Source organism: Streptomyces sp. NPDC005551 (assembly GCF_042871785.1).
Classification (GTDB): domain Bacteria; phylum Actinomycetota; class Actinomycetes; order Streptomycetales; family Streptomycetaceae; genus Streptomyces.
The window spans coordinates 579,736-599,126 of sequence record NZ_JBIAJE010000002.1 but is presented as its reverse complement, the minus strand read 5'-3'; the positions used below and the strand labels follow the sequence as shown (position 1 = coordinate 599,126).

Annotated in this window: 14 protein-coding genes; 8 read left to right on the top strand and 6 right to left on the bottom strand. The window is 73.0% G+C overall.

All coding sequences use genetic code 11. From position 1 onward, the window contains the following. Nucleotides 1–195 precede the first annotated feature (195 nt). The 7 genes from ACFYP4_RS06790 to ACFYP4_RS06760 all read left to right on the top strand — a co-directional run bounded on the left by ACFYP4_RS06790 (nucleotide 196) and on the right by ACFYP4_RS06760 (nucleotide 9,381). Nucleotides 196–1,803, top strand: a complete 1,608-nt coding sequence (locus ACFYP4_RS06790) for a dynamin family protein (RefSeq protein ID WP_358849877.1) — start codon at nucleotides 196–198, stop codon at nucleotides 1,801–1,803. After that, nucleotides 1,800–3,917, top strand: coding sequence for a GTPase (locus tag ACFYP4_RS06785; protein ID WP_388783403.1), 2,118 nt, complete (start codon nucleotides 1,800–1,802; stop codon nucleotides 3,915–3,917). The genes ACFYP4_RS06790 and ACFYP4_RS06785 overlap by 4 nt, the downstream gene beginning before the upstream one ends. A 326-nt stretch (nucleotides 3,918–4,243) precedes the next feature. Then, nucleotides 4,244–4,711: a single-stranded DNA-binding protein gene (locus ACFYP4_RS06780; RefSeq protein WP_358849879.1), complete on the top strand. Its 468-nt coding sequence runs from the start codon at nucleotides 4,244–4,246 to the stop codon at nucleotides 4,709–4,711. Between the two features lie 267 nt (nucleotides 4,712–4,978). Then, nucleotides 4,979–6,388: a TQXA domain-containing protein gene (locus ACFYP4_RS06775; RefSeq protein ID WP_358849880.1), complete on the top strand. Its 1,410-nt coding sequence runs from the start codon at nucleotides 4,979–4,981 to the stop codon at nucleotides 6,386–6,388. 229 nt (nucleotides 6,389–6,617) lie between these two features. After that, on the top strand, nucleotides 6,618–8,282 hold the full coding sequence (ettA, locus tag ACFYP4_RS06770) for an energy-dependent translational throttle protein EttA (RefSeq protein ID WP_358849881.1): 1,665 nt from the start codon (nucleotides 6,618–6,620) through the stop codon (nucleotides 8,280–8,282). A 2-nt stretch (nucleotides 8,283–8,284) separates the two neighbouring features. Continuing rightward, nucleotides 8,285–8,695 carry a thioesterase family protein gene (locus ACFYP4_RS06765; RefSeq protein WP_355785300.1) on the top strand — a complete coding sequence of 137 codons (411 nt, stop codon included), beginning with the start codon at nucleotides 8,285–8,287 and terminating at the stop codon, nucleotides 8,693–8,695. Further along, nucleotides 8,692–9,381: a hypothetical protein gene (locus tag ACFYP4_RS06760; RefSeq protein ID WP_358849882.1), complete on the top strand. Its 690-nt coding sequence runs from the start codon at nucleotides 8,692–8,694 to the stop codon at nucleotides 9,379–9,381. Before ACFYP4_RS06765 ends, ACFYP4_RS06760 begins: the two co-directional genes overlap by 4 nt. Before the next feature lie 148 nt (nucleotides 9,382–9,529). Here the strand turns inward: ACFYP4_RS06760 and ACFYP4_RS06755 are convergent, their stop codons facing one another. Beyond that, entirely contained in the window at nucleotides 9,530–9,934 is a 405-nt protein-coding gene (locus ACFYP4_RS06755) for a globin (protein WP_358849883.1), read from the bottom strand. A 170-nt stretch (nucleotides 9,935–10,104) separates the two neighbouring features. Between ACFYP4_RS06755 and ACFYP4_RS06750 the strand changes: the two genes are divergently transcribed. Beyond that, on the top strand, nucleotides 10,105–11,085 hold the full coding sequence (locus ACFYP4_RS06750) for a methyltransferase domain-containing protein (RefSeq protein ID WP_388783397.1): 981 nt from the start codon (nucleotides 10,105–10,107) through the stop codon (nucleotides 11,083–11,085). 72 nt (nucleotides 11,086–11,157) lie between these two features. Here ACFYP4_RS06750 and ACFYP4_RS06745 read toward each other — a convergent pair whose 3' ends face one another. The 5 genes from ACFYP4_RS06745 to ACFYP4_RS06725 form a co-directional block, all read right to left on the bottom strand. Then, nucleotides 11,158–12,570: an FHA domain-containing protein gene (locus tag ACFYP4_RS06745; RefSeq protein ID WP_358849885.1), complete on the bottom strand. Its 1,413-nt coding sequence runs from the start codon at nucleotides 12,568–12,570 to the stop codon at nucleotides 11,158–11,160. A 73-nt stretch (nucleotides 12,571–12,643) separates the two neighbouring features. Then, complete coding sequence (locus ACFYP4_RS06740; RefSeq protein ID WP_358849886.1) at nucleotides 12,644–13,990, bottom strand: VWA domain-containing protein; 1,347 nt, start codon at nucleotides 13,988–13,990, stop codon at nucleotides 12,644–12,646. Nucleotides 13,991–14,102: 112 nt separating this feature from the next. Further along, on the bottom strand, nucleotides 14,103–15,491 hold the full coding sequence (locus ACFYP4_RS06735; protein ID WP_388783393.1) for a protein phosphatase 2C domain-containing protein: 1,389 nt from the start codon (nucleotides 15,489–15,491) through the stop codon (nucleotides 14,103–14,105). Next, entirely contained in the window at nucleotides 15,492–17,960 is a 2,469-nt protein-coding gene (locus tag ACFYP4_RS06730; RefSeq protein ID WP_388783841.1) for a tetratricopeptide repeat protein, read from the bottom strand. 88 nt (nucleotides 17,961–18,048) lie between these two features. Continuing rightward, nucleotides 18,049–19,383: a hypothetical protein gene (locus tag ACFYP4_RS06725; RefSeq protein ID WP_358849888.1), complete on the bottom strand. Its 1,335-nt coding sequence runs from the start codon at nucleotides 19,381–19,383 to the stop codon at nucleotides 18,049–18,051. Nucleotides 19,384–19,391: the final 8 nt, after the last annotated feature.

Sequence of the window (19,391 nt, the reverse complement as noted above, 5' to 3'; positions counted from 1 at the left end):
TGGAGGTTCGGTGAAGCGGTCCTGATAATCGCAGGCAGGTGCGAATCGTGCACCGCTTTTGGCCTCTGGCGCACCGGGTGTTGTGCACTCGTTATGCCTGCGCCCCAGTCATCCCTTCCGCCCCCTTGTGTCCTGTCGGCGCGCAGGCATGTCCATATGCTTCAGAAAGCCTCCAAAATTGGGCATTCTTCGCATGTGGTGACCTTGGACGTACGGCCTCAGCTGCTCGACGCACTCTCCGCCCTGCGCGACCGTGTCGCCGCCGCACGCTTCCCGCTGCCCCTGGCCGGGGCTCCACGCGCGCGTGCCAACCGCGACGAACTGCTCGCACAGCTCGACGACTATCTGGTGCCCAGGCTGAGAGACCCCGAAGCACCCCTGCTGGCCGTGGTGGGCGGATCCACCGGGGCCGGCAAGTCGACCCTGGTGAACTCCCTCGTGGGGCGCCGGGTGAGCGAGGCGGGAGTGCTGCGGCCGACCACCCGCACCCCGGTGCTGGTCTGTCACCCGGAGGACCATCACTGGTTCAGCGGGATGCGGGTGCTGCCCGACCTCACGCGCGTGTGGGTGCCTCATCAGGAGCCGGGCGACGACATGCACACACCCGTCGAACGCGGTGAGCGGGTGCTGCGCATCGAGACCGCCGACACGCTGCCACCGGGCCTCGCCCTGCTCGACGCGCCCGACGTCGACTCGCTGGTAGCCGACAACCGCGTCCTCGCCGCCGAACTCATCTGCGCCGCCGACATCTGGGTCATGGTGACCACGGCCGCCCGGTACGCCGACGCGGTGCCCTGGCACCTGCTGCGTACGGCCAAGGAGAACCAGGCGACCCTGGTCACCGTGCTCGACCGGGTGCCCCACCAGGTGGTGTCCGAGGTGTCACGGCAGTACGGCGCCCTGCTCGCCAAGGCCGGACTCGGCGACGTGCCCCGCTTCACCGTGCCCGAACTGCCCGAGTCGGCCTGGGGTGGTGGGCTCCTCCCGGCGACCGCGGTCGCGCCGCTGCGGACCTGGCTCATCCATCACGTCCAGGATCCCGCGGCCCGCCACCAGGCGATGGCCCGCACCGCGTACGGCGTCCTCGACTCGCTGAAGTCCCGGATGCCCGAACTGGCCGCCGCGGCCGCCGCTCAGTACGCCGCCGCCCTGCGGCTCACCGCCGCCGTGGACGGGGCCTACGACAGCGAGTACGCGCGCGTGCGGGGCCGCCTGCAGTCCGGGGCCGTGCTCGCCGGGGACGCGCTGAAGCGCTGGCGCGCCTATCCGCTGGACTGCACCGCGGGCGAACTGCTGGACGCGCTCGTCGAGAGCCTCGGAGCGCTCGTGCTGTGCGCCGTCACCGCCGCCGACGAACGGATCGACGAGGCCTGGCGGCGGGAACCCGCGGCCGCTGCGCCGGGGCTGACGGACCGTGACCCGACCCTGGAGAGCGCCGAGCACCGCGTCGGGATGGCCGTACGGCGCTGGCGGCGGGTCCTGGAGGAGTACGCGGAGGAGGAAATCCGCGACCTCGACAAGAGCGTCGCACCGGACGCCGAGGTGGTCGCCGCCCTGGTCGCGACCACGCTCCTGGGCGGCCGCCGGGGGAGGGCCGCGGGTGAGGGGCTCGCCGAGCGGATCGGCGCGCACGGCGCCCTGCGGCTGCGGGACCGGGGCGGGCGCCTGCTCACCGACTACCTCGACAAGGCGCTGCACACCGAGCGCGAGCGTCGTCTCGCGCCCCTCGACGCGCTCGACGTACACCCGGAACCCCAGGCCGAACTCATCGCCGCGCTGTCCGTACTGCAGAAGGAGAGGTGACCGCTGTGACCGCCGTCACTGACCGCACGGATCACGCCGACCGTCCCGGAGACGACCCCTCAGGGGACGGCACTTCCGGAAACGGCCTCCCCAGGGACGGCACTTCCGATGACGACTTCCACGGGAGTGCCCGTCGCGAAGCCGGAGCCCCCGCGGAGGCCGGGAGCGGCGGGCGTCCGGCACGGGAACCCTCCGAGGGCGGACGCGCCGGCGACGCTTCCTCCAACGGTGGCCACGCGCGCGTGGAGCGCGAGGAGCCGGCACCGCGGCCCGCGCGCGCCGAGGACGACACCGCCCCGGGGTCCGGCAGGTCGATCAAACCGATCAGGTTCATCTCCAGGAAAGGCAGGGGCGACAAGGACGAGCGCGGCGGCCGGGACGATGACGACCGCGCCGACGAGGCCGCCGGGGCGGAGTCCGGGCCCGGCTGGGACGACGGACTGATCGCGCGGCGGGTGTCCGAGACGGACACCCCGCAGGAGGCACCCGTGGTAGAGACCAGGACCGCAGTCCAGGCCCCGCCCGCCCCTCTCGCGTACGACGGGCCGCTGCGTTCGCGTCTCGACGCCCTGCGCGAACTCGTGGGCTTGTCCCGTGCCCGGCTCGACAACAGGACACTCTCCGAGGCGGGCAGGGTCCTGGACGAGGCGGCGGCCCGGCGCAAACTCTCCGGACAGCACACGGTGGTTGCCATCGCCGGAGCCACCGGCAGCGGCAAGTCCCAGCTCTTCAACGCGCTCGCCGGGGTGGCCATCTCGGAGACCGGCGTACGCCGGCCGACCACGGCGGCCCCCATCGCGTGCAGCTGGAGCGACGGCGCGGCCACGCTCATCGACCGGCTCGGCATCCCCGGACGGCTGCGCCGCAGGCCGTTGCAGAGCCCCGAGGCGGAGTCGCAGCTGCGCGGGCTCGTCCTGGTGGACCTGCCCGACCACGACTCGGCGGCCGTCCAGCACCGCGAGCACGTGGACCGCATCCTGGCGCTCGTCGACGCGGTCATCTGGGTGGTCGATCCCGAGAAGTACGCGGACGCGGTACTCCACGAGCGCTATCTGCGGCCCATGGCGGCACACGCGGAGGTCACCTTCGTGGTCCTCAACCAGGTGGACCGCCTCCCCGGTGAGGCCGCCGACCAGGTCCTCGACGACCTGCGGCGGCTGCTCGACGAGGACGGCGTCGCCCTCGGGGAGTACGGCGAGCCGGGCGCCACCGTGCTTGCGGTGTCCGGGCTCACCGGGCACGGGATCGGCGAACTGCGTGAGGCGCTGGGTCAGTTCGTGGCCGAGCGCGGCGCCGCGGCACGCCGGATCTGCGCCGACCTGGACGTGGCAGCGGCCCGGCTGTGGCCCGTCTACGCGACCGGCCGGCGCGCCGGGCTCAGCGAGGAGGCACGCGACGAGTTCGCCGACCGGCTCGCCGACGCGGTGGGCGCCACCGCCGCGGGGGACGCGGCCGAGCGCGCGTGGCTGCGCAACGCGAACCGCGCGTGCGGCACTCCCTGGCTGAGGTTGTGGCGCTGGTACCAGGACCGGCGCGAACCCCCGACCGGGCGGCTGCCCCTGCGGGCGCCCGCGGACGAGGAGGCCACCGCGCGCCAGCGCGTCGAGCAGGCGGTGCGTACGGTCGCGGAACGGGCGGCGTACGGGCTGCCGGTGCCCTGGGCGCAGGCGGTGCGTGAGGCGGCCGCCCGGGGCGCGCAGGGGCTGCCGGAGGCGCTGGACGAACTCGCGGTACGTGTGGGAGGCCCGCCCGGGCGGCCGCCGCGGCCCGGCTGGTGGCCGGTGGCGGTGTTCGCCCAGGCCGCCATGACGATTCTTCAGATCGTTGGTGGGCTGTGGCTGTTGGGTCAGATCATCGGGTTCATGGCGCCGAACCTCGGTGTGCCGGTGCTGCTGATGGTGGCGGGCATCGTCGGTGGTCCGGTCGTGGAGTGGAGCAGCAAGCTGGCGGCGCGCGGTCCGGCGCGCAGATACGGGCTCGAAGCGGAACGGCGGCTGCGGGAGGCGGCCGCCGGGTGCGGACGGGCCCGGGTACTCGACCCGGTGGCGGCGGAACTGCTGCGGTACCGGGAGGTGCGGGAGCAGTTCGGGAGGGTCGTGGGGACGCGGGTCTAGGGGCCCCCTGTGCGGGGGCCGCGCCGTGGGCGGGGGTGACCTGCGGGTGGAGCGGCTGCTGGGCGGGGGCGGGGGTGGGTGTGCCGAGCCCCCGTGCGGAGCCGGAAGTCTCGCGGAACGGCGGAACTCCTCCTTCGGGTGACGGAGTTGTCCACAACCCGGCGACGGTCCACAGCGCTCAGCGGGCCCGGCCCAGCGGAGGCAGTCTGGTCCCACGGCGATCGCACCGACGTGATCGCCGCGGCGGACGCAGCCGTACGGGCCGGGCCTGTACGCCTGCTCGCCATCCGCCCGGCAAGGCAGCCGGGGTGAGGGAGGGGTTAGGGATGAACGAGACCATGGTGTGCGCGGTGGGCAACGTGGCGACGCAGCCGGTGTACCGGGAGCTGGGGTCGGGGGCCTCGGCCCGCTTCCGGCTCGCCGTGACCGCGCGGTACTGGGACCGCGAGAAGAGCACCTGGACGGACGGGCACACCAACTTCTTCACGGTGTGGGCCAACCGGGCGCTCGCGACCAACGTGGGAGCGTCCCTCTCGGTGGGCGACCCGGTCATCGTGCAGGGCAGGCTGAAGGTGCGCACCGAGGTGCGCGAGGGGCAGAGCCGGACGTCGGCGGACATCGACGCGGTGGCGGTCGGTCACGACCTGTCGCGAGGGACGTCGGCATTCCGTCGCCCGTCCGGCAAGGGGGAGTCCGGCGTTCCCGCCGCATCCCGTGCGGAGCCCGAGTGGGAGACGGATCCGGGGAGCCGGACCGCGTCGGCGGCGCAGGAGCAACCGGTGCCCGCCGGGTGACGTGATGTCAGAGATCGGACCGAACTGACCCGGCGTACGGCTTATCGGCGTCGGCGTGCCGAACGGTTTTCATGGATTTGTCGATACGCCCAGCTCACAGGGCCTTCTCAGCGATAACGATTCCGAGTCGGATCGGTTATCGGATGACATGACTGGGGAGAGCGGTGTGCCGTCTCCCTAGGATGCCGGGCATAGCTCATGGGGCTTCTGATTCTGCTGGTGGGACCGTTCCCCCACGTCAACGGGTCCTGCTCGAAGGGGAATTCTGTGTTTTCTTCGTTCTCTGCGTCGTCCGCGCGCAGGCGAGGGGCCGCACGCCTCGCCGCCGCGACGCTGGTGTCGGGGCTCGTCGCCGCCGGGGCGATGGCCACCGCCGGCACGGCCGTCGCCGACGAGACCCCGCAGAGCCAGGGCGGTGCGACCGCGACGATAGGCGGCCTGAAGACGTACGGCGACGCCGTGATCCACGACGCGGACGGGGACCTGGAAGTCTCCGCGGGACTCTTCGAGATGTCCGTCGACAACGGCGGCATGCTCCAGACCTACTGCGTCGACGTGCACAACCCGACCCAGAAGGACGCCAAGTACCAGGAGACCCCCTGGAGCGGCACCTCGCTCAACGGCAACGCGGACGCGGGCCGAATCCGCTGGATCCTGCAGAACTCCTACCCGCAGGTCAACGATCTCGCGGCGCTGGCGCGCCAGGCGGGAGCGAGCGGCCTCACCGAGCAGGACGCGGCGGCCGGCACCCAGGTCGCCATCTGGCGGTACTCGGACGGCGCCGACGTGGACGCCGTGAGCCCGCGGGCGGAGAAGCTCGCGGACTATCTGCACCGGAGCGCACGCAACCTCACGGAGCCCAGAGCCTCGCTCACCCTCGACCCGCCCGCCGTCTCCGGTCACGCGGGCGGGAAGCTCGGCCCGGTGACGGTGCACACGAACGCGGACAAGGTGACGGTGTCCCCGCCCGCCGACGCGACGGCGGCCGGAATGAAGATCGTCGACCAGCACGGCAAGCGGGTCACCTCGGCCACGGACGGCAGCCGGCTCTACTTCGAGGTGCCGCAGGACACGGTGGACGGTTCCGCGGCGCTGACCGTGCAGGCGTCGACGACCGTGCCCGTCGGCCGTGCCTTCGCCTCCGAGACCCGGAGCCAGACCCAGATACTCGCGGGTTCCAGCGAGTCCACGGTCTCCGCGACGGCGACCGCGACCTGGGCGGAGAAGGGCGCGATACCCGCGCTGTCCGCCCGGAAGAACTGCGCGAAGTCCGGCGTGGACATCACGGCCGCCAACGAGGGGGACGAGCCGTTCACCTTCGAGCTGATGGGAGTGGAGCACACCGTCGAGGCGGGGGTGACACAGACGGTGACGATCCCGCTCCAGGAGGATCAGGCGTACGACTTCACGATCGAGGGCCCGAACGGCTTCGAGAAGCGCTTCACCGGCGTGCTCGACTGCGAGACCGAAAGCGGCGCGGGCGGCGACGCGGCCCAGACGCTCAGTGAGCCGAGCCCGGCCACGGCGGGCGGCGACACGTCCGCCGGCGGCACCGACCTCGCCGCGACCGGCGGCTCCGGAGCCACCCCGATGATCGCGGGCACCGCCCTCGCGCTGCTCGTCATCGGCGGCACGGCGCTGCTGCTCATCCGGAAGAAGACCCCGACGCAGGACTGAGCGACACGGCACCTTGACACCTCCACAGTGAGCCACGGCCCCGGGGCGGCGCCGTGCGGCGCCGTGGGACGCGAAAAGCCGGCGTCGGGTACGGCGACCGCCGCGGACGCCGGCACCGGACGTGCAGGTCGCGGGCCCCCGATGAGACTGGTTTCCATCCAGGGGTGGCCGTCAGGCAAGATGGGGTGTATCTGCCCACTGCCGATTTCAAGCGTCCGGACGGTTTCTCTTGGCTGAGTTCATTTACACCATGCGCAAGGCGCGCAAGGCGCACGGCGACAAGGTGATTCTCGACGACGTCACCCTGAGCTTCCTGCCCGGAGCGAAGATCGGTGTGGTCGGCCCGAACGGCGCCGGTAAGTCCACCGTTCTGAAGATCATGGCCGGTCTCGAGCAGCCGTCGAACGGTGACGCGTTCCTGTCGCCCGGCTACTCGGTCGGCATGCTCCTGCAGGAGCCGCCCCTGGACGAGTCGAAGACGGTCCTGGAGAACGTGCAGGACGGCGCCGCCGAGATCATGGGCAAGCTCAGGCGCTTCAACGAGGTCGCCGAGCTGATGGCGACCGACTACTCGGACGCGCTCATGGAGGAGATGGGCAAGCTCCAGGACGACCTGGACCACGCCAACGCGTGGGACCTGGACACCCAGCTGGAGCAGGCCATGGACGCCCTGGGCTGCCCGCCCGGCGACTGGCCGGTCACCAACCTCTCCGGTGGTGAGCGCCGTCGCGTCGCGCTCTGCAAGCTTCTCCTCGAAGCCCCGGACCTGCTGCTGCTCGACGAGCCCACCAACCACCTGGACGCCGAGTCCGTGCAGTGGCTGGAGCAGCACCTCGCGAAGTACCCCGGCACCGTCGTCGCCGTCACCCACGACCGGTACTTCCTGGACAACGTGGCCGAGTGGATCCTCGAGCTGGACCGCGGCCGCGCCCACCCCTACGAGGGCAACTACTCCACGTACCTCGACAAGAAGGCCTCCCGCCTCAAGGTCGAGGGCCAGAAGGACGCCAAGCGCGCCAAGCGGCTCAAGGAAGAGCTCGAGTGGGTGCGGTCCAACGCCAAGGGCCGGCAGGCCAAGTCCAAGGCGCGTCTGTCCCGCTACGAGGAGATGGCCGCCGAGGCGGACAAGATGCGGAAGCTGGACTTCGAGGAGATCCAGATCCCGCCGGGCCCGCGCCTGGGCAGCATCGTGGTCGAGGTCAACAACCTCAGCAAGGCCTTCGGTGACAAGGTCCTCATCGACGACCTCTCCTTCACCCTGCCGCGCAACGGCATCGTGGGCGTCATCGGCCCGAACGGCGCCGGCAAGACCACGCTGTTCAAGATGATCCAGGGTCTGGAGACCCCGGACTCCGGCACGATCAAGGTCGGCGACACGGTCAAGATCTCGTACGTCGACCAGAGCCGCGCGAACATCGACCCGAAGAAGTCGCTGTGGGCCGTCGTCTCCGACGAGCTGGACTACATCAACGTCGGCCAGGTCGAGATGCCCTCGCGCGCCTACGTCTCCGCCTTCGGCTTCAAGGGCCCGGACCAGCAGAAGCCGGCCGGCGTCCTGTCCGGCGGTGAGCGCAACCGGCTGAACCTGGCGCTGACCCTCAAGCAGGGCGGCAACCTGCTGCTCCTCGACGAACCGACCAACGACCTCGACGTGGAGACGCTCTCCTCCCTGGAGAACGCGCTGCTGGAGTTCCCGGGTGCGGCCGTGGTCGTCTCCCACGACCGGTGGTTCCTGGACCGGGTGGCGACGCACATCCTCGCGTACGAGGGTGACTCGAAGTGGTTCTGGTTCGAGGGCAACTTCGATTCGTACGAGAAGAACAAGGTCGAGCGGCTCGGTGCGGACGCCGCCCGTCCGCACCGCGCCACCTACAAGAAGCTGACCCGGGGCTGATCTTGCGGCACATCTACCGCTGCCCGCTGCGCTGGGCGGACATGGACGCGTACGGCCACGTGAACAATGTGGTCTTCCTCCGCTACCTGGAGGAAGCCCGTATCGACTTCCTGTTCCGCCCGGACAAGGACTTCCAGCAGGGGTCCGTGGTGGCGCGCCATGAGATCGACTACAAGCGCCAGCTGGTCCACCGGCACGCGCCGGTGGACATCGAGCTCTGGGTGACGCAGATAAGGGCGGCGTCGTTCACGCTCGCCTATGAGGTCAAGGACCCGGACCAGGTGTACGTCCGGGCCCAGACGGTGATCGTGCCGTTCGACTTCGAGGCGCAGCGCCCGCGCCGGATCACGGCGGAGGAGCGGGAGTTCCTGCTGGAGTACCAGGACGACCGGGCCGAGGCCGTCGCCGCATGACGGACCTGCAGCTGGCCGACGAGGGGGAGGCGGCGGACCTCGCCGCCTTCCTGGCCAGGCTGATCCATTACGACCGTGCCGCCGCCGTGCGCCTCCAGGCGTCCGGCACGACGCTGGCGGTGTTCGGACGGCCGCCGTCGTTCGAGGTCCTCGCCGTGCGTGCGGCGCGGCTCGTCAAGCCGTACGAGAGCGGACTGGACGTCACGCTGGACGTGACCGTCTCCGCCGGTGAACTGCTGGAGTCGCTCGACGAAGCGGCTGCCGCCGTCACCGTGCCGGCCGCCGTCACCGGGCCGCCGTGGGCCGGGTTGCTCCCGCCCCGCGGCGGTTGGCGGCGGGAGCCCGGGCTTCCGCCGCTGGACGCGGTCCGGGCGGCCGTCGGCACGGCGGTGTCCGAATTCCGTTCCCGTACGCAGGAGTTGGCGGCCGAACAGCGTACGCGGGTTGAGCTCGACCGGATCGGCCGGGAGATCTGGTCCCGGCCCGTCGGCGACAGCGCCCTTCCGGTGCGGGCCGCGCATGCCGCACAGGCGCTCGGGTTCCTGCGTCCCGCGCGTACGACGGGGTCGGACGATGAGTCGCCGGCCCTGTACTCCTCGGGGGCCTGGCTGCGGCTGCGTACGCCCTACGGCTCGATAGCCGTACGCAGGGCGGGACTCGGGGCGCTGGACGTCACCGTCCGCTGAACCTCCCGCCCGGCCGCACCCGGCGTCGTCCCGCCCGGCCGCACCCGGCGTCGTCCCGCCCGGCCGACCCGGCGCCGTGCCGGTCCCGCTCCGGTCCCGTGCCGGACGGGCCGCGGGAAGACCGCCGCGAGGTCAGCCGGCCATGAGGTCAGCCCGCCGTGTTCACCATCGACGCGGCCGCGTACGTCAGGTACTTCCACAGCGTGTGCTCGTGCTCCTCGGAGAGGCCGAGCTCCTCGACGGCGACGCGCATGTGCCGCAGCCAGGCGTCGTGCGCGGCCTGGTCGACGGCGAAGGGGGCGTGGCGCATCCGCAGCCGGGGGTGGCCGCGGTTGTCGCTGTACGTCGTCGGCCCGCCCCAGTACTGGATGAGGAAGAGAGTGAGGCGGTCCTCGGCCGGTCCCAGGTCCTCCTCGGGGTACATGGGCCGCAGCAGCGGGTCCTCGGCGACGCCCTGGTAGAAACGGTGCACGAGGCGGCGGAAGGTCTCCTCGCCGCCGACCTGCTCGTAGAAGGTCTGCTCCTGAAGCGTGCCGCGCCGGATCTCATTCACCCGTCCATCGTCTCAGACGCGCCGACCGAGGACTCAGGCCCTAGGACCACCCGGTTTCGCCGGGCCGGCCGGGGAGCACGGTGAGCGCGCCGAGGAGTCTCTCGGTGCCGAGTGCGGACGGGATGGCTCCGGTACTCGCGTCGCGGGCACTCCGGCAGCACAGTGGAGGTATGGGTGCGCACGCTCTCGACCCCGGTCTCGACGACCTCGCCACGTCCGCGCGGGCGGCGCTGGTGCGTGAGATCGACGCGAGCGGGGCCTGGGGCGGCGACCCGCGGTGGCGGGAGGCGTTCGAGGCGGTCCCGCGTCACCTCTTCGTGCCGTACTACTACGTCGGCGTCCTGGGCGGCTACGAGCGGATGTGGGGAGAGGATCCCGACCCGCGCCGACGCGAGCGCTGGCTGCGCGGCGCGTACGCCGACGCCCCGCTGGCGACGCGGGTGCGGGACGGGGAGCTGCTGTCCTCCAGCAGCCAGCCCTCACTGATGGCGAAGATGCTGACCGAGCTGGCGGTACGTGACGGGGACGCCGTTCTGGAGATCGGCGCCGGCACCGGCTACAACGCGGCCCTGCTCGCGCACCGGCTCGGCGACGGTCTCGTCACCACCGTCGATCTCGATCCGGAGATCACGGCCTCGGCGCGGCGGCACCTCGCCCTGGCCGGTCACCACCCGGCCGTCGTCACCGGTGACGGAGCACGGGGAGTACCGGAGCACGCGCCCTTCGACCGGATCATCGCGACCTGCACGCTGACCTCGGTCCCGCGGGCCTGGCTCCCTCAGTGCCGCCCCGGGGCCCGGATCCTCGCGCCGCTGGCCACCGGCCTGATCGCCCTGCGCGTGCGGGACGCCGGGCACGCCGAGGGGCGCTTCCTGCACACGCCCGCCTTCTTCGTGCCGCTGCGCGGGGACACCCCGCCCGAGCCGGAGCTCCCCGAACTGGGCGGGCTGCCGCGCCGGGCCACCAGCGACGACCTGTTCCGGTTCCTGCTGACACTGACGGCGGGCCGTGTCGACCCGCACGAGGCGTACGCGGTCTGGGAGCGCGAGGAGGCGCCGTCGCGGGAGCGGTACGGCGTGACGGTCAGCGGCGCGGACGCCTGGGCCTGGCTGGACGACCCCGAGGGGCCGTACACCTGGCCGTTGGCGTGAGCGCGGCCGCCGTGCGCGGACCGGGCCGGTGAGCGCCGTGGGGGTGGCACGCTCCCCGGCCGGGGAGGGTCCTCAGCCCCGGCGGACGGTGATCGTCGTCCAGGCGCCCACGTGGACCCGGTCGCCGTCCTGGAGCGGGACGGGCACGAAGGGCTGGATGGGTTCCTCGCCGCCGTTGACCGTCGTGCCGTTCGTGGAGTTCTGGTCGACGACCGCCCAGCTGCCGTCCGGCTGCTGGACCAGGACCGCGTGCTGGTGCGAGACGCCCGGGTCCTCCGGCGGCACCGACAGGTCGATGTCGGGGGTGTCGCCGGTGGAGTGGCGGCGGCGGCCGATGGTGAGCTGGTTGCCGGTGAGCGGGCGCTGCTGCTCGGGCGAGTACGCGGGCAGGTTCAGTCCCGCGGCCTCGGGACCGGAGCGCTGCATCATCGCCATGAAGTACGCACGGTCGGGACCGATGGTCGCGGTCCAGGTCTGCGGCTGCTGCGGGTAGTCGGGGCCCGGGGCGGGCGGGGCCTGGGTCGCGCCGGGCTGCGGGAAGCCGTAGCCGCCCTGCCCGTGGCCCTGTCCGTGTCCCTGCCCGTGGCCCTGTCCCTGGTCGGGGTTGCCCGGGCCGCCGGGGCCGCCGGGGCCGCCCTGGCCGCCCGGGCCGGTGGACGGCGGGGGAAGCACCCAGTCGTCGTCGCCCCCGAAGGCCGGACCGCCGGGCTGCGGGGCCTGCGGCTGCTGCCGTTCGCCGGGGAAGGCCGGCGGCGCGGCCGGACTCTGCTGCTGGAAGGCCTGCGGAGCACCGGGACCGCCGGACTGCGGCGGAACCGGCCGCGAGGGGTCACCGGGGAAGCCGGAAGGCCCGGGGCGTGAAGGTTCGCCCGGGAAACCGGACGGACCGGGTCGCGAGGCCTCGCCCGGGAAGCCCGACGGACCGGGTCGCGAGGGTTCGCCGGGGAAGCCGGACGGGCCCGGCGGGTTGCCGGGGAAGCCGGACGGACCGGAGCGTTCCTGGCCGTACGGCGGGATCGGCTCGGCGGGCCGGTTCATCTGCGAGGGCCGCGAGCTCTGGTAGTCGTACGCGTCACCGCCGGCGCCGTAGGAGGGGCCGGGCTGCTGCTGGAAGCGCTGTCCCGGGCCGGGCCCGCCCGCAGCCCCCGGTCCCGGCGCCGGCGGACGCGGCGCGGCCGGGGTGTACGAGGTGGCGGTGTTGGTCAGGAAGTTCCACCGGCACTCCTCGCAGAACGGCGCGCCGCCCTCGCGGGGCGTGCGGCACTGCGGGCAGAGCTGCGGCTCGCGGTCGGGGGCGCCGGGGAAGGGCCGGCCACCACCGGGCTGACCACCCGCACCGGGCGGCGGGGGCGAGCCGGGCGGCGGGTAGCCGTAGCCGGCAGGGGGCGGCGGCGGGGGCGGGGGTACGGCACCGGCCATGCGGTGACCGCAGACCTCGCACCAGTCGTCGGAACCCGACTGGTGTCCGTTCGGGCAGGTCGGCATGTCGGCGCTTCCCCCTCTCCTTTTCCGGCCGGTCCGGCCGGGTTTCTCCGGTCCCCTGGAGGGGCCGGGCTCGCTACTTCTTTACACGAACAGTCTTGGTGGACCGGGTCTCGAGGGTCATCTCGTCCGCCTCTTCGACCCGTGCCTTCAATCGCACAGTACCTGCAGCCGCGTCGACCACGTCCACCACCTTCGCAAGCAGTTTCGCAGTATCGGCGTTGCCGGACGCACTCGCGAGCTGGACCGCGCGGCCCAGCTTGGCCGTCGCGCCGTCGACATCTCCCGCTTTGCGGGCATCCAGGCCCTGCTGGATGACCTGTGCCAGTTCCGCCTGACCTGTGTAGTGCGCGACCTGAGGGTTGATCGACGTGGACGCCACCATGTCCTCGGTCCACACGGCCCGTACGAGCCCCTGCGCGCCGAGGTTGTGCACGCTTCCGTCGCTCTGCGGGACCACCAGGGAAACCCGTGCGGCCAGCATCTCCTGGCCGAGGCCGGCCGAGGGGACCTCCACGCACACGTGGTAGTCGCGGGACTCGTCGCCCCAGGACCCGGTGGGGTAGTCGCCTGCGCGCGGGCCCGCCTCGCTGCGGCGGCCGGTCAACTCCTCGACTCTGGGCGCCACTTGTTTGACGAATTTGATCTTCGTGCCGACGGGTGTCCACAGCCGGAGGGCGACGTCCGCGACCTCCTTGCCCATGGCCGTCTCCATCATCTGCGTGAAGTCGGCGGCCAGGGCGGCCGGGTCGGCGACGATGTCGGCGGTGCCGAGCAGCGCCGAGGCGATCCCGGTGACCTCCTTGACCTCCCAGTCCGTGCCGACTCCCCGCGCGTCACAGGTGAATCGGCCGGCGCAGGAGTCCAGGGCGGCCCTCAGGTCCTTCGGCGTCTCGTGTTCGTTGCGGCCGTCGGTGAGTAGGATTCCGTGCCGGATCGAGACGTCCGCCGAGGACAGCAGGCGGTCGGCGAGGCGCAGCCAGGTGCCGATCGCCGTGCCGCCGCCTGCGCTGAGCCTGCGCAGTGCCTGCTTGGCCTGCTCACGGGTCTGGGCGCTCGCCACCGCGAGCCGCCCGTCGGCCGGGTAGACCTCCTGGGCGACATGTGTGCCGGAGATCACCGTGAAGTGCACGCCGTCGCGCACCGCGTCGATCGCGGCGGCCGTCGCCTCGCGGGCGCCGCGCATCTTGGCCGGCGGGTAGTCCATCGAGCCCGAGCAGTCGACCATGATCGCCACAGCCGCGTCGGGTGCCTGTCCGGCCGCGTACAGATGCGGGGCGGTGATCGCGCTGCCGACGGTGCCGCCGCCGGTCGCGCTCACCGTGACGATCGCGTTGACCTCGCGGCCGCCCTCCGGCAGGTACTCGTTCTGGTAGACGTCCACCGAGAACCGCGGCGCGTGCGACTTCGAGAAATTGGCCATGCCTTCTGTGCTCCCCCCAGCGTCCCGCGCCGCGCGGTGTCCCACGGCGGGCGGAAAGACATCGATTGCGGACCGGTCCCCTCCGGTCCGAGGCCGTTCCCGTGCTGCGGCCTCAGGCCGATCCTGCCCCCTGAGAGGGTGCGGGGAACGGCATGACGGCCACTGTTACGTTGTCGTGGCCCCCGCCGTCCAGGGCGTGGCCCACCAGGACCTGGGCGCTGTGCAGGGGCCGGTCGCCCGCGTCGAGGGGGACGACGTCGGCCATGTGTTCGGCCGCCTCCGCGTAGTTCCACAGCCCGTCGGTGCACACCACCACCACGCCGGGCCGGTCCGGCTTGAAGGACGCGACGTGCGGCTCCAGTTCGTAGGCGTCCGCGCCGAGCCAGCCCGTGATCGCGTGGGCGCGCTCGTCGGCGTAGGCCTCCGCCTCGTTCATCAGGCCGGCCGCGACCATCTGCGCGGCCCACGAGTCGTCCTCGGTGAGCCGGGCCGGGGGCGCACTCCGGTCGGCCGGCACCCAGTAGGCGCGGCTGTCGCCGACCCAGCCGACGGTCAGCAGGCTGGTGGTGACGACGGCGCCGACCAGGGTGCAGGCGGGCGCGTTCTGGTGGGGGGTCTGCTCGCGGGCCGGACCGGGCTCCTCGGCCAAGGCGTTGACGGCGTTCGAGGCGGCGACGATGGCCTCGTGCATCGCCTGCTGCGGGTGGGTGCCGAGCGGCAGCGACTCGAGCAGCGCCTCACCCGCGGCGCGGGACGCGGCGAGTGACGCCTCGTCGGGGCGGGTCGCCGAGGAGACGCCGTCGCAGACGATCGCGACGACGGCGGGCGAACCGTCCGGCAGCGCGGTCGAGGAGAGCGTGAACGCGTCCTCGTTGCGGTGGTGGCGCAGCCCCCGGTCGCTGACCGCGGCGACGGCGGCGAGCTCCTGCTCCATGTGGTCGCGCTCGCGCGGCTGGGCGTGCCCGCAGTTCTCGCAGTAGCCGTCGCGGTCGACGTGGCCCGCGCGGCAGGCCACGCAGAGCTTTGTGCCGGCGGGCGGCGGCGCGAGGTCCGCGGTGCGGGGATCGGCGGGCGCCGACCCGGGGGGAGCGAGGGGGTACTCGTCCGGCTCCGCGGGCCGGTCGAACCGCACACCGGCGGACTCGCCCCCGGCGTCCGGCACTTCGGCCCCCCGGCCGGGCGCGGGCCCGGCGGGTGACTGCGGGTCCGGGAGTTCGGAGCCGGCCGAGTCCGTGCCCGGGATGTCCGAGGGCAGGTGGACCGGGGCGGGCGTGCCGGAGCTGCCCCGCTCGGGGGCGACGGGCCAGTCCACGGACGGGACCTCCGAAGGGGGGCGGGGCGCATCGCCGTTCATGGTGATCGTGGGGGTGTCCCGCGGCGGTGCGGGCACCGCCGACAGGTCGAACCCGCACGCTCCGCAGAAACGGTCACCCGGCTCCAGGGGCTCCTCGCAACTGGGGCACCTCGAAAGAGCCGTCGGCTGGGGCATCTGGGACATCAATCACACCCACGTCCGGGGGCGGTAACGGTTGGCACGTTCCACCAGGTCGATCCTCTCCTCGCCGCCCTGCGCGAGCCTGGCCAGCGTCCGGTAGGAACGCTCCAGACCGAAGCGGAGGCCTCGCTCGTCCAGTTCGCTGCCCAGCAGCGCACGTCCGCCCGCGGCCGGTGCGGAACCCTGGCTACCGGAGAGTACCCAGTCCAGCGCGCATCCCAGGACCTCTGTGGACAACTGCTCGCGCCGCACGGCGTCCAGACCGTATCCGTCCAGGGCCTCCACCTGCCCGGCGGCGGCCGTCAGGTCGTCCAGGAAGCCTGGCGCGGCGGTCTCCTCTGCCGTCCGGTGCCGCAGCCGCGCCCGTACGGCCGCGACGCGCGCCGCCGTGTAGTGGATCGACGACTCCGGGACCGACTCCAGCGTCCGCACCGCGCCGTGCCGGTCGCCCGCCGCCAGCCGCACCCGGGCCAGCGCGAACGCCGCACTCACATAGCTCGGGTCGGTCGTCCACACCAGGCGGTAGTACTCGGCCGCGTTGTCCAGCTGGCCGAGGACCTCCGCGCACACGCCGAGCGCCAGCTTGGGGGCGGGCTCCCCGGGGAACGCGTCGTAGACAGCGTCGAAGGACAGCGCCGCGCCCTCGTGGTCGCCGGTGACCAGCGCGGCCACACCCCGGTACCAGACCACCCGCCAGTCGTCGGGCCGCTGCTCCTCCAGCTTCCGCAGGACGTCGAGCGCCGTGTACGAGTCGCCGTTCTCCAGCCAGGCCCGGATCTGCCGCAGCTTCGTCTCGACGGATTCGCCGGGCGCCGCCGCGAGCGCCGTGACCAGCTCCGCGGGCGCGGACGCCATCAGGCCGGCCAGGAAGCCGGCGTTCGGGTCGCCCGGATCGACGTGCGGGACGGGCAGGGCGAGCGCGGTGGCGGCCGTGTCCAGCGGTCTGACCAGGGCGGCCCCGGGAGGCGGGGGGAGCGGTGGCGTGCCGTTCGTCCCGGCCGCCGGGCGGGGTGCGCCCTTCCTGCCGCGTACGGGCACGGCGCGCGCGCCGAGCCGGGACACGTCACCGTGCGGCCCGCCGAACAGCTCCGTGTCCGTGACCTTGACCTCGGGGCCGAACAGGGTCGACAGGGAGGGCCGCGGACGGCCGGTCTGCAGGGCCACCACCTCGCGCAGGACGCCGGTCAGCTGCTCCGACATCTCCTGCGCGGACGCGAACCTGCGGACCGGATCGGGGTCGGTGGCCCGCACCAGCAGCCGGTAGAACGACTCGTACTGCCGGAACACCTCGATGGTGTCCGGGTCGGGCAGCGAGTCCACGAAGAGGTTCGTGTAGCCCTGGAAGTCGAAGCTGAGCACCGCGAGGGTGCGTGCGACGGTGTACAGGTCGGAGGAGACGGAGGGGCCGACGTCGGCTACCTCGGGTGCCTGGTAGCCGACGGTGCCGTAGATGGCCGACTCGTCGTCGTCCATCCTGCGCACCGCGCCCATGTCGATCAGCTTGAGCTGGTCCTCGGTCTGGATCGCGTTGTCGACCTTGAAGTCGCAGTACAGGAGGTTGCGGCTGTGCAGGTGCCCGAGGGCCTCCAGCGCCTCGATACCGTACGCGCACGCCTGCTCCACGGGCAGCGGATCCCGCTTGCCGCCCGCCGTGCGGCGGCCGTTGGCGATCTCCTTCAGCGACTTGCCGCCCACGTACTCCATGACGATGTAGCCGTCGAGCGAGCCGCTGCGCTGGTCCAGGTGCTCGACGAAGTTGTAGATGCGCACGATGTTGGCGTGCTCGATCTCGGCGAGGAAGCGGCGTTCGGAGATCGCGGCCGCCATCGCGTCCTGGTCGCCGGTGTCGAGCAGGCCCTTGAGGACCACCCAGCGGTCGGAGACCGCGCGGTCGACGGCCAGGTAGACCCAGCCGAGACCGCCGTGCGCCAGACAGCCCGCGACCTCGTACTGGCCGTGCACGATGTCGCCGGTGTGCAGTTTCGGCACGAACGAGTACGGGTGGCCGCACTTCGTGCAGAAGCCCTCCGTGCGCCCCGGCCGGTCCCCGCGCGAACGACCCACCGGCGCCCCGCAGTCGGAGCGCGAGCAGAACCGCTTGCGCTCGGGGACCTCCGGGTTCTCCAGCACCATCTCGCGCGGGTCGGGCCGCGGCACCCCCGGGACCTGCACCAGGCCGGCGCCGAGCCGGCCGCGGCTGGAGGCCCCCGTCGTGGCACCGGAACTGCGCACGGACACCGACCGCGACGCCGAACCGCCCGACAGCGACCGCGACAGACGGCCCGAGACGGAACGCCGGGACTGCGAGGACCGCGACGACGTCCGCGCGCTGGCCCGCGCACTGCCGCGCGTGCTGCCGCTGCGGGAACCGCGCCCGCCGGCGGTGATCCCGGTCGGCGGCGAACCGACCGTGCCGTCGTGCGAGACCACCGGCGCCAGACCGCACGTGTCGCAGTACAGCTCGCCGCCGCCCATGTCCTCGTACGAGCCCGGGCATCCGGGCCGCTGGCACGCCCGCCGCGCGCTCTCGGGCTGTTCACTCACGCCGTCTCACCCCTGCCCCTCACGTGACCGGCCCCCTGCGGTCGGTCCGCTCGCCCGGCCCGTCCTGCTCGGGCGCCCGCGGGCTGAGCAGGTCGGCCGCCGCACGCTGGTAGCGCAGCACCGCCTCCTCCGCGACCCGCAGATCGCAGGGCGCGCTCCACAGCATGCGGCGCGCCGCGTCATAGCGCTCGACGAGGAACGGGTCCTCCGCGAAGCCGTGCCGGGCGACCTTCGCCTTGTACGCGTCGAGGCGGCCGCGCAGCTCGGCGCGGACCGCCAGCGGCGCGGTCACCGCCGTCAACGACTCGCGGGCGCGCAGCAGTTCGTCCTCCGCCTTCTGCTCCAGCGACTCCAGGAGCGGGGACAGGCGGTGCCACTGCGCGTGCCGCCGGTACTCCGCGGCCGCCGCCAGCTGCTCGTGCAGGGCGGTCGGCGGGCCGCTCACCGCGGGCACCTCGGACGCGGCGATCTTCGCCAGCACCTCACCGCGGGCGGAGCGGGCCTCGGCCAGGGTGCGGTCCGCCCGCGAGAGCACGTCCCGCAGCCGCACGAGCCGCGCCTCCGCGTCCTGCCGCACGGTGAGCACCGCGTCGATCTCCCGCCGCACGTCCTCCAGGGCGCGCGCCTCACGGTCGTACGCCGTCGTGTCCGGGCGGCCGCCGCCGGGCGCCGAACTGCCCCGCGCGGGCAGCCAGAAGGCCAGCGGGTCGGAGATCACGCGCTCCCGCATCGACGTCAGCGTGCGGGTGATCCGCTCCAGGTCGTCGCCCGACGGATGCTCGCCGGGGCGTACGCCGACGGAGTGCGCGAGTCGGCGGGTGCGCTGGAGTTCCGCGGCCAGCAGGTCGATCCGGGCGGGCAGTGCCGACCAGACGGCGTCCGCCGCCACCACCATGTCGAGGGACGCCGCGTACAGCTCGTTCATCCGCTCCACCAGCGAGGCCAGTGAGAACCGCTCGCTGAGCTTGCCCGATCCGGCGAGCGTGGGCGCGTTGGCGGTGGCCGTGGCACTCCCGGCGACGGTGACGCTCTCGCCGCGCAGCAGCTCCGTCAGCTCGGCCAGGTCCTCCCGGCTCGACCAGCGTCTGCGCGCGCGGATGCCGCGGGCGGCCCGCAGCGCGTCCGCGTACGCGTCGAAGTACGCCCACAGCAGGGTGATCGACGCCTCGGTGGCCGTCCAGCGCTCCTTGGTCGTGCCGGTGAGCTCGGCGCCTTCGAGGAGTCTGCGGCCCGCGTGGTCCTGCAGGGCGAGGAGCGAGGTCTCGATGGCCTCGTGCTCCGCGCCGAGCCGCGCCAGCGCACGGTCCACCTCGTCCCGGTCCAGCACCGGCCCGGGGGGCCCCGTGACGCCCATCGATCACC

Excerpts from the sequence above, each read along its gene's own strand:
- ACFYP4_RS06780 (WP_358849879.1), top strand. The coding sequence starts at position 4,244 with ATGAACGAGACCATGGTGTGCGCGGTGGGCAACGTGGCGACGCAGCCG.
- ACFYP4_RS06760 (WP_358849882.1), top strand. The coding sequence starts at position 8,692 with ATGACGGACCTGCAGCTGGCCGACGAGGGGGAGGCGGCGGACCTCGCC.
- ACFYP4_RS06750 (WP_388783397.1), top strand. The coding sequence starts at position 10,105 with ATGGGTGCGCACGCTCTCGACCCCGGTCTCGACGACCTCGCCACGTCC.
- ACFYP4_RS06745 (WP_358849885.1), bottom strand. The coding sequence starts at position 12,570 with ATGCCGACCTGCCCGAACGGACACCAGTCGGGTTCCGACGACTGGTGC.
- ACFYP4_RS06740 (WP_358849886.1), bottom strand. The coding sequence starts at position 13,990 with ATGGCCAATTTCTCGAAGTCGCACGCGCCGCGGTTCTCGGTGGACGTC.
- ACFYP4_RS06730 (WP_388783841.1), bottom strand. The coding sequence starts at position 17,960 with ATGGGCGGCGGCGAGCTGTACTGCGACACGTGCGGTCTGGCGCCGGTG.
- ACFYP4_RS06725 (WP_358849888.1), bottom strand. The coding sequence starts at position 19,383 with ATGGGCGTCACGGGGCCCCCCGGGCCGGTGCTGGACCGGGACGAGGTG.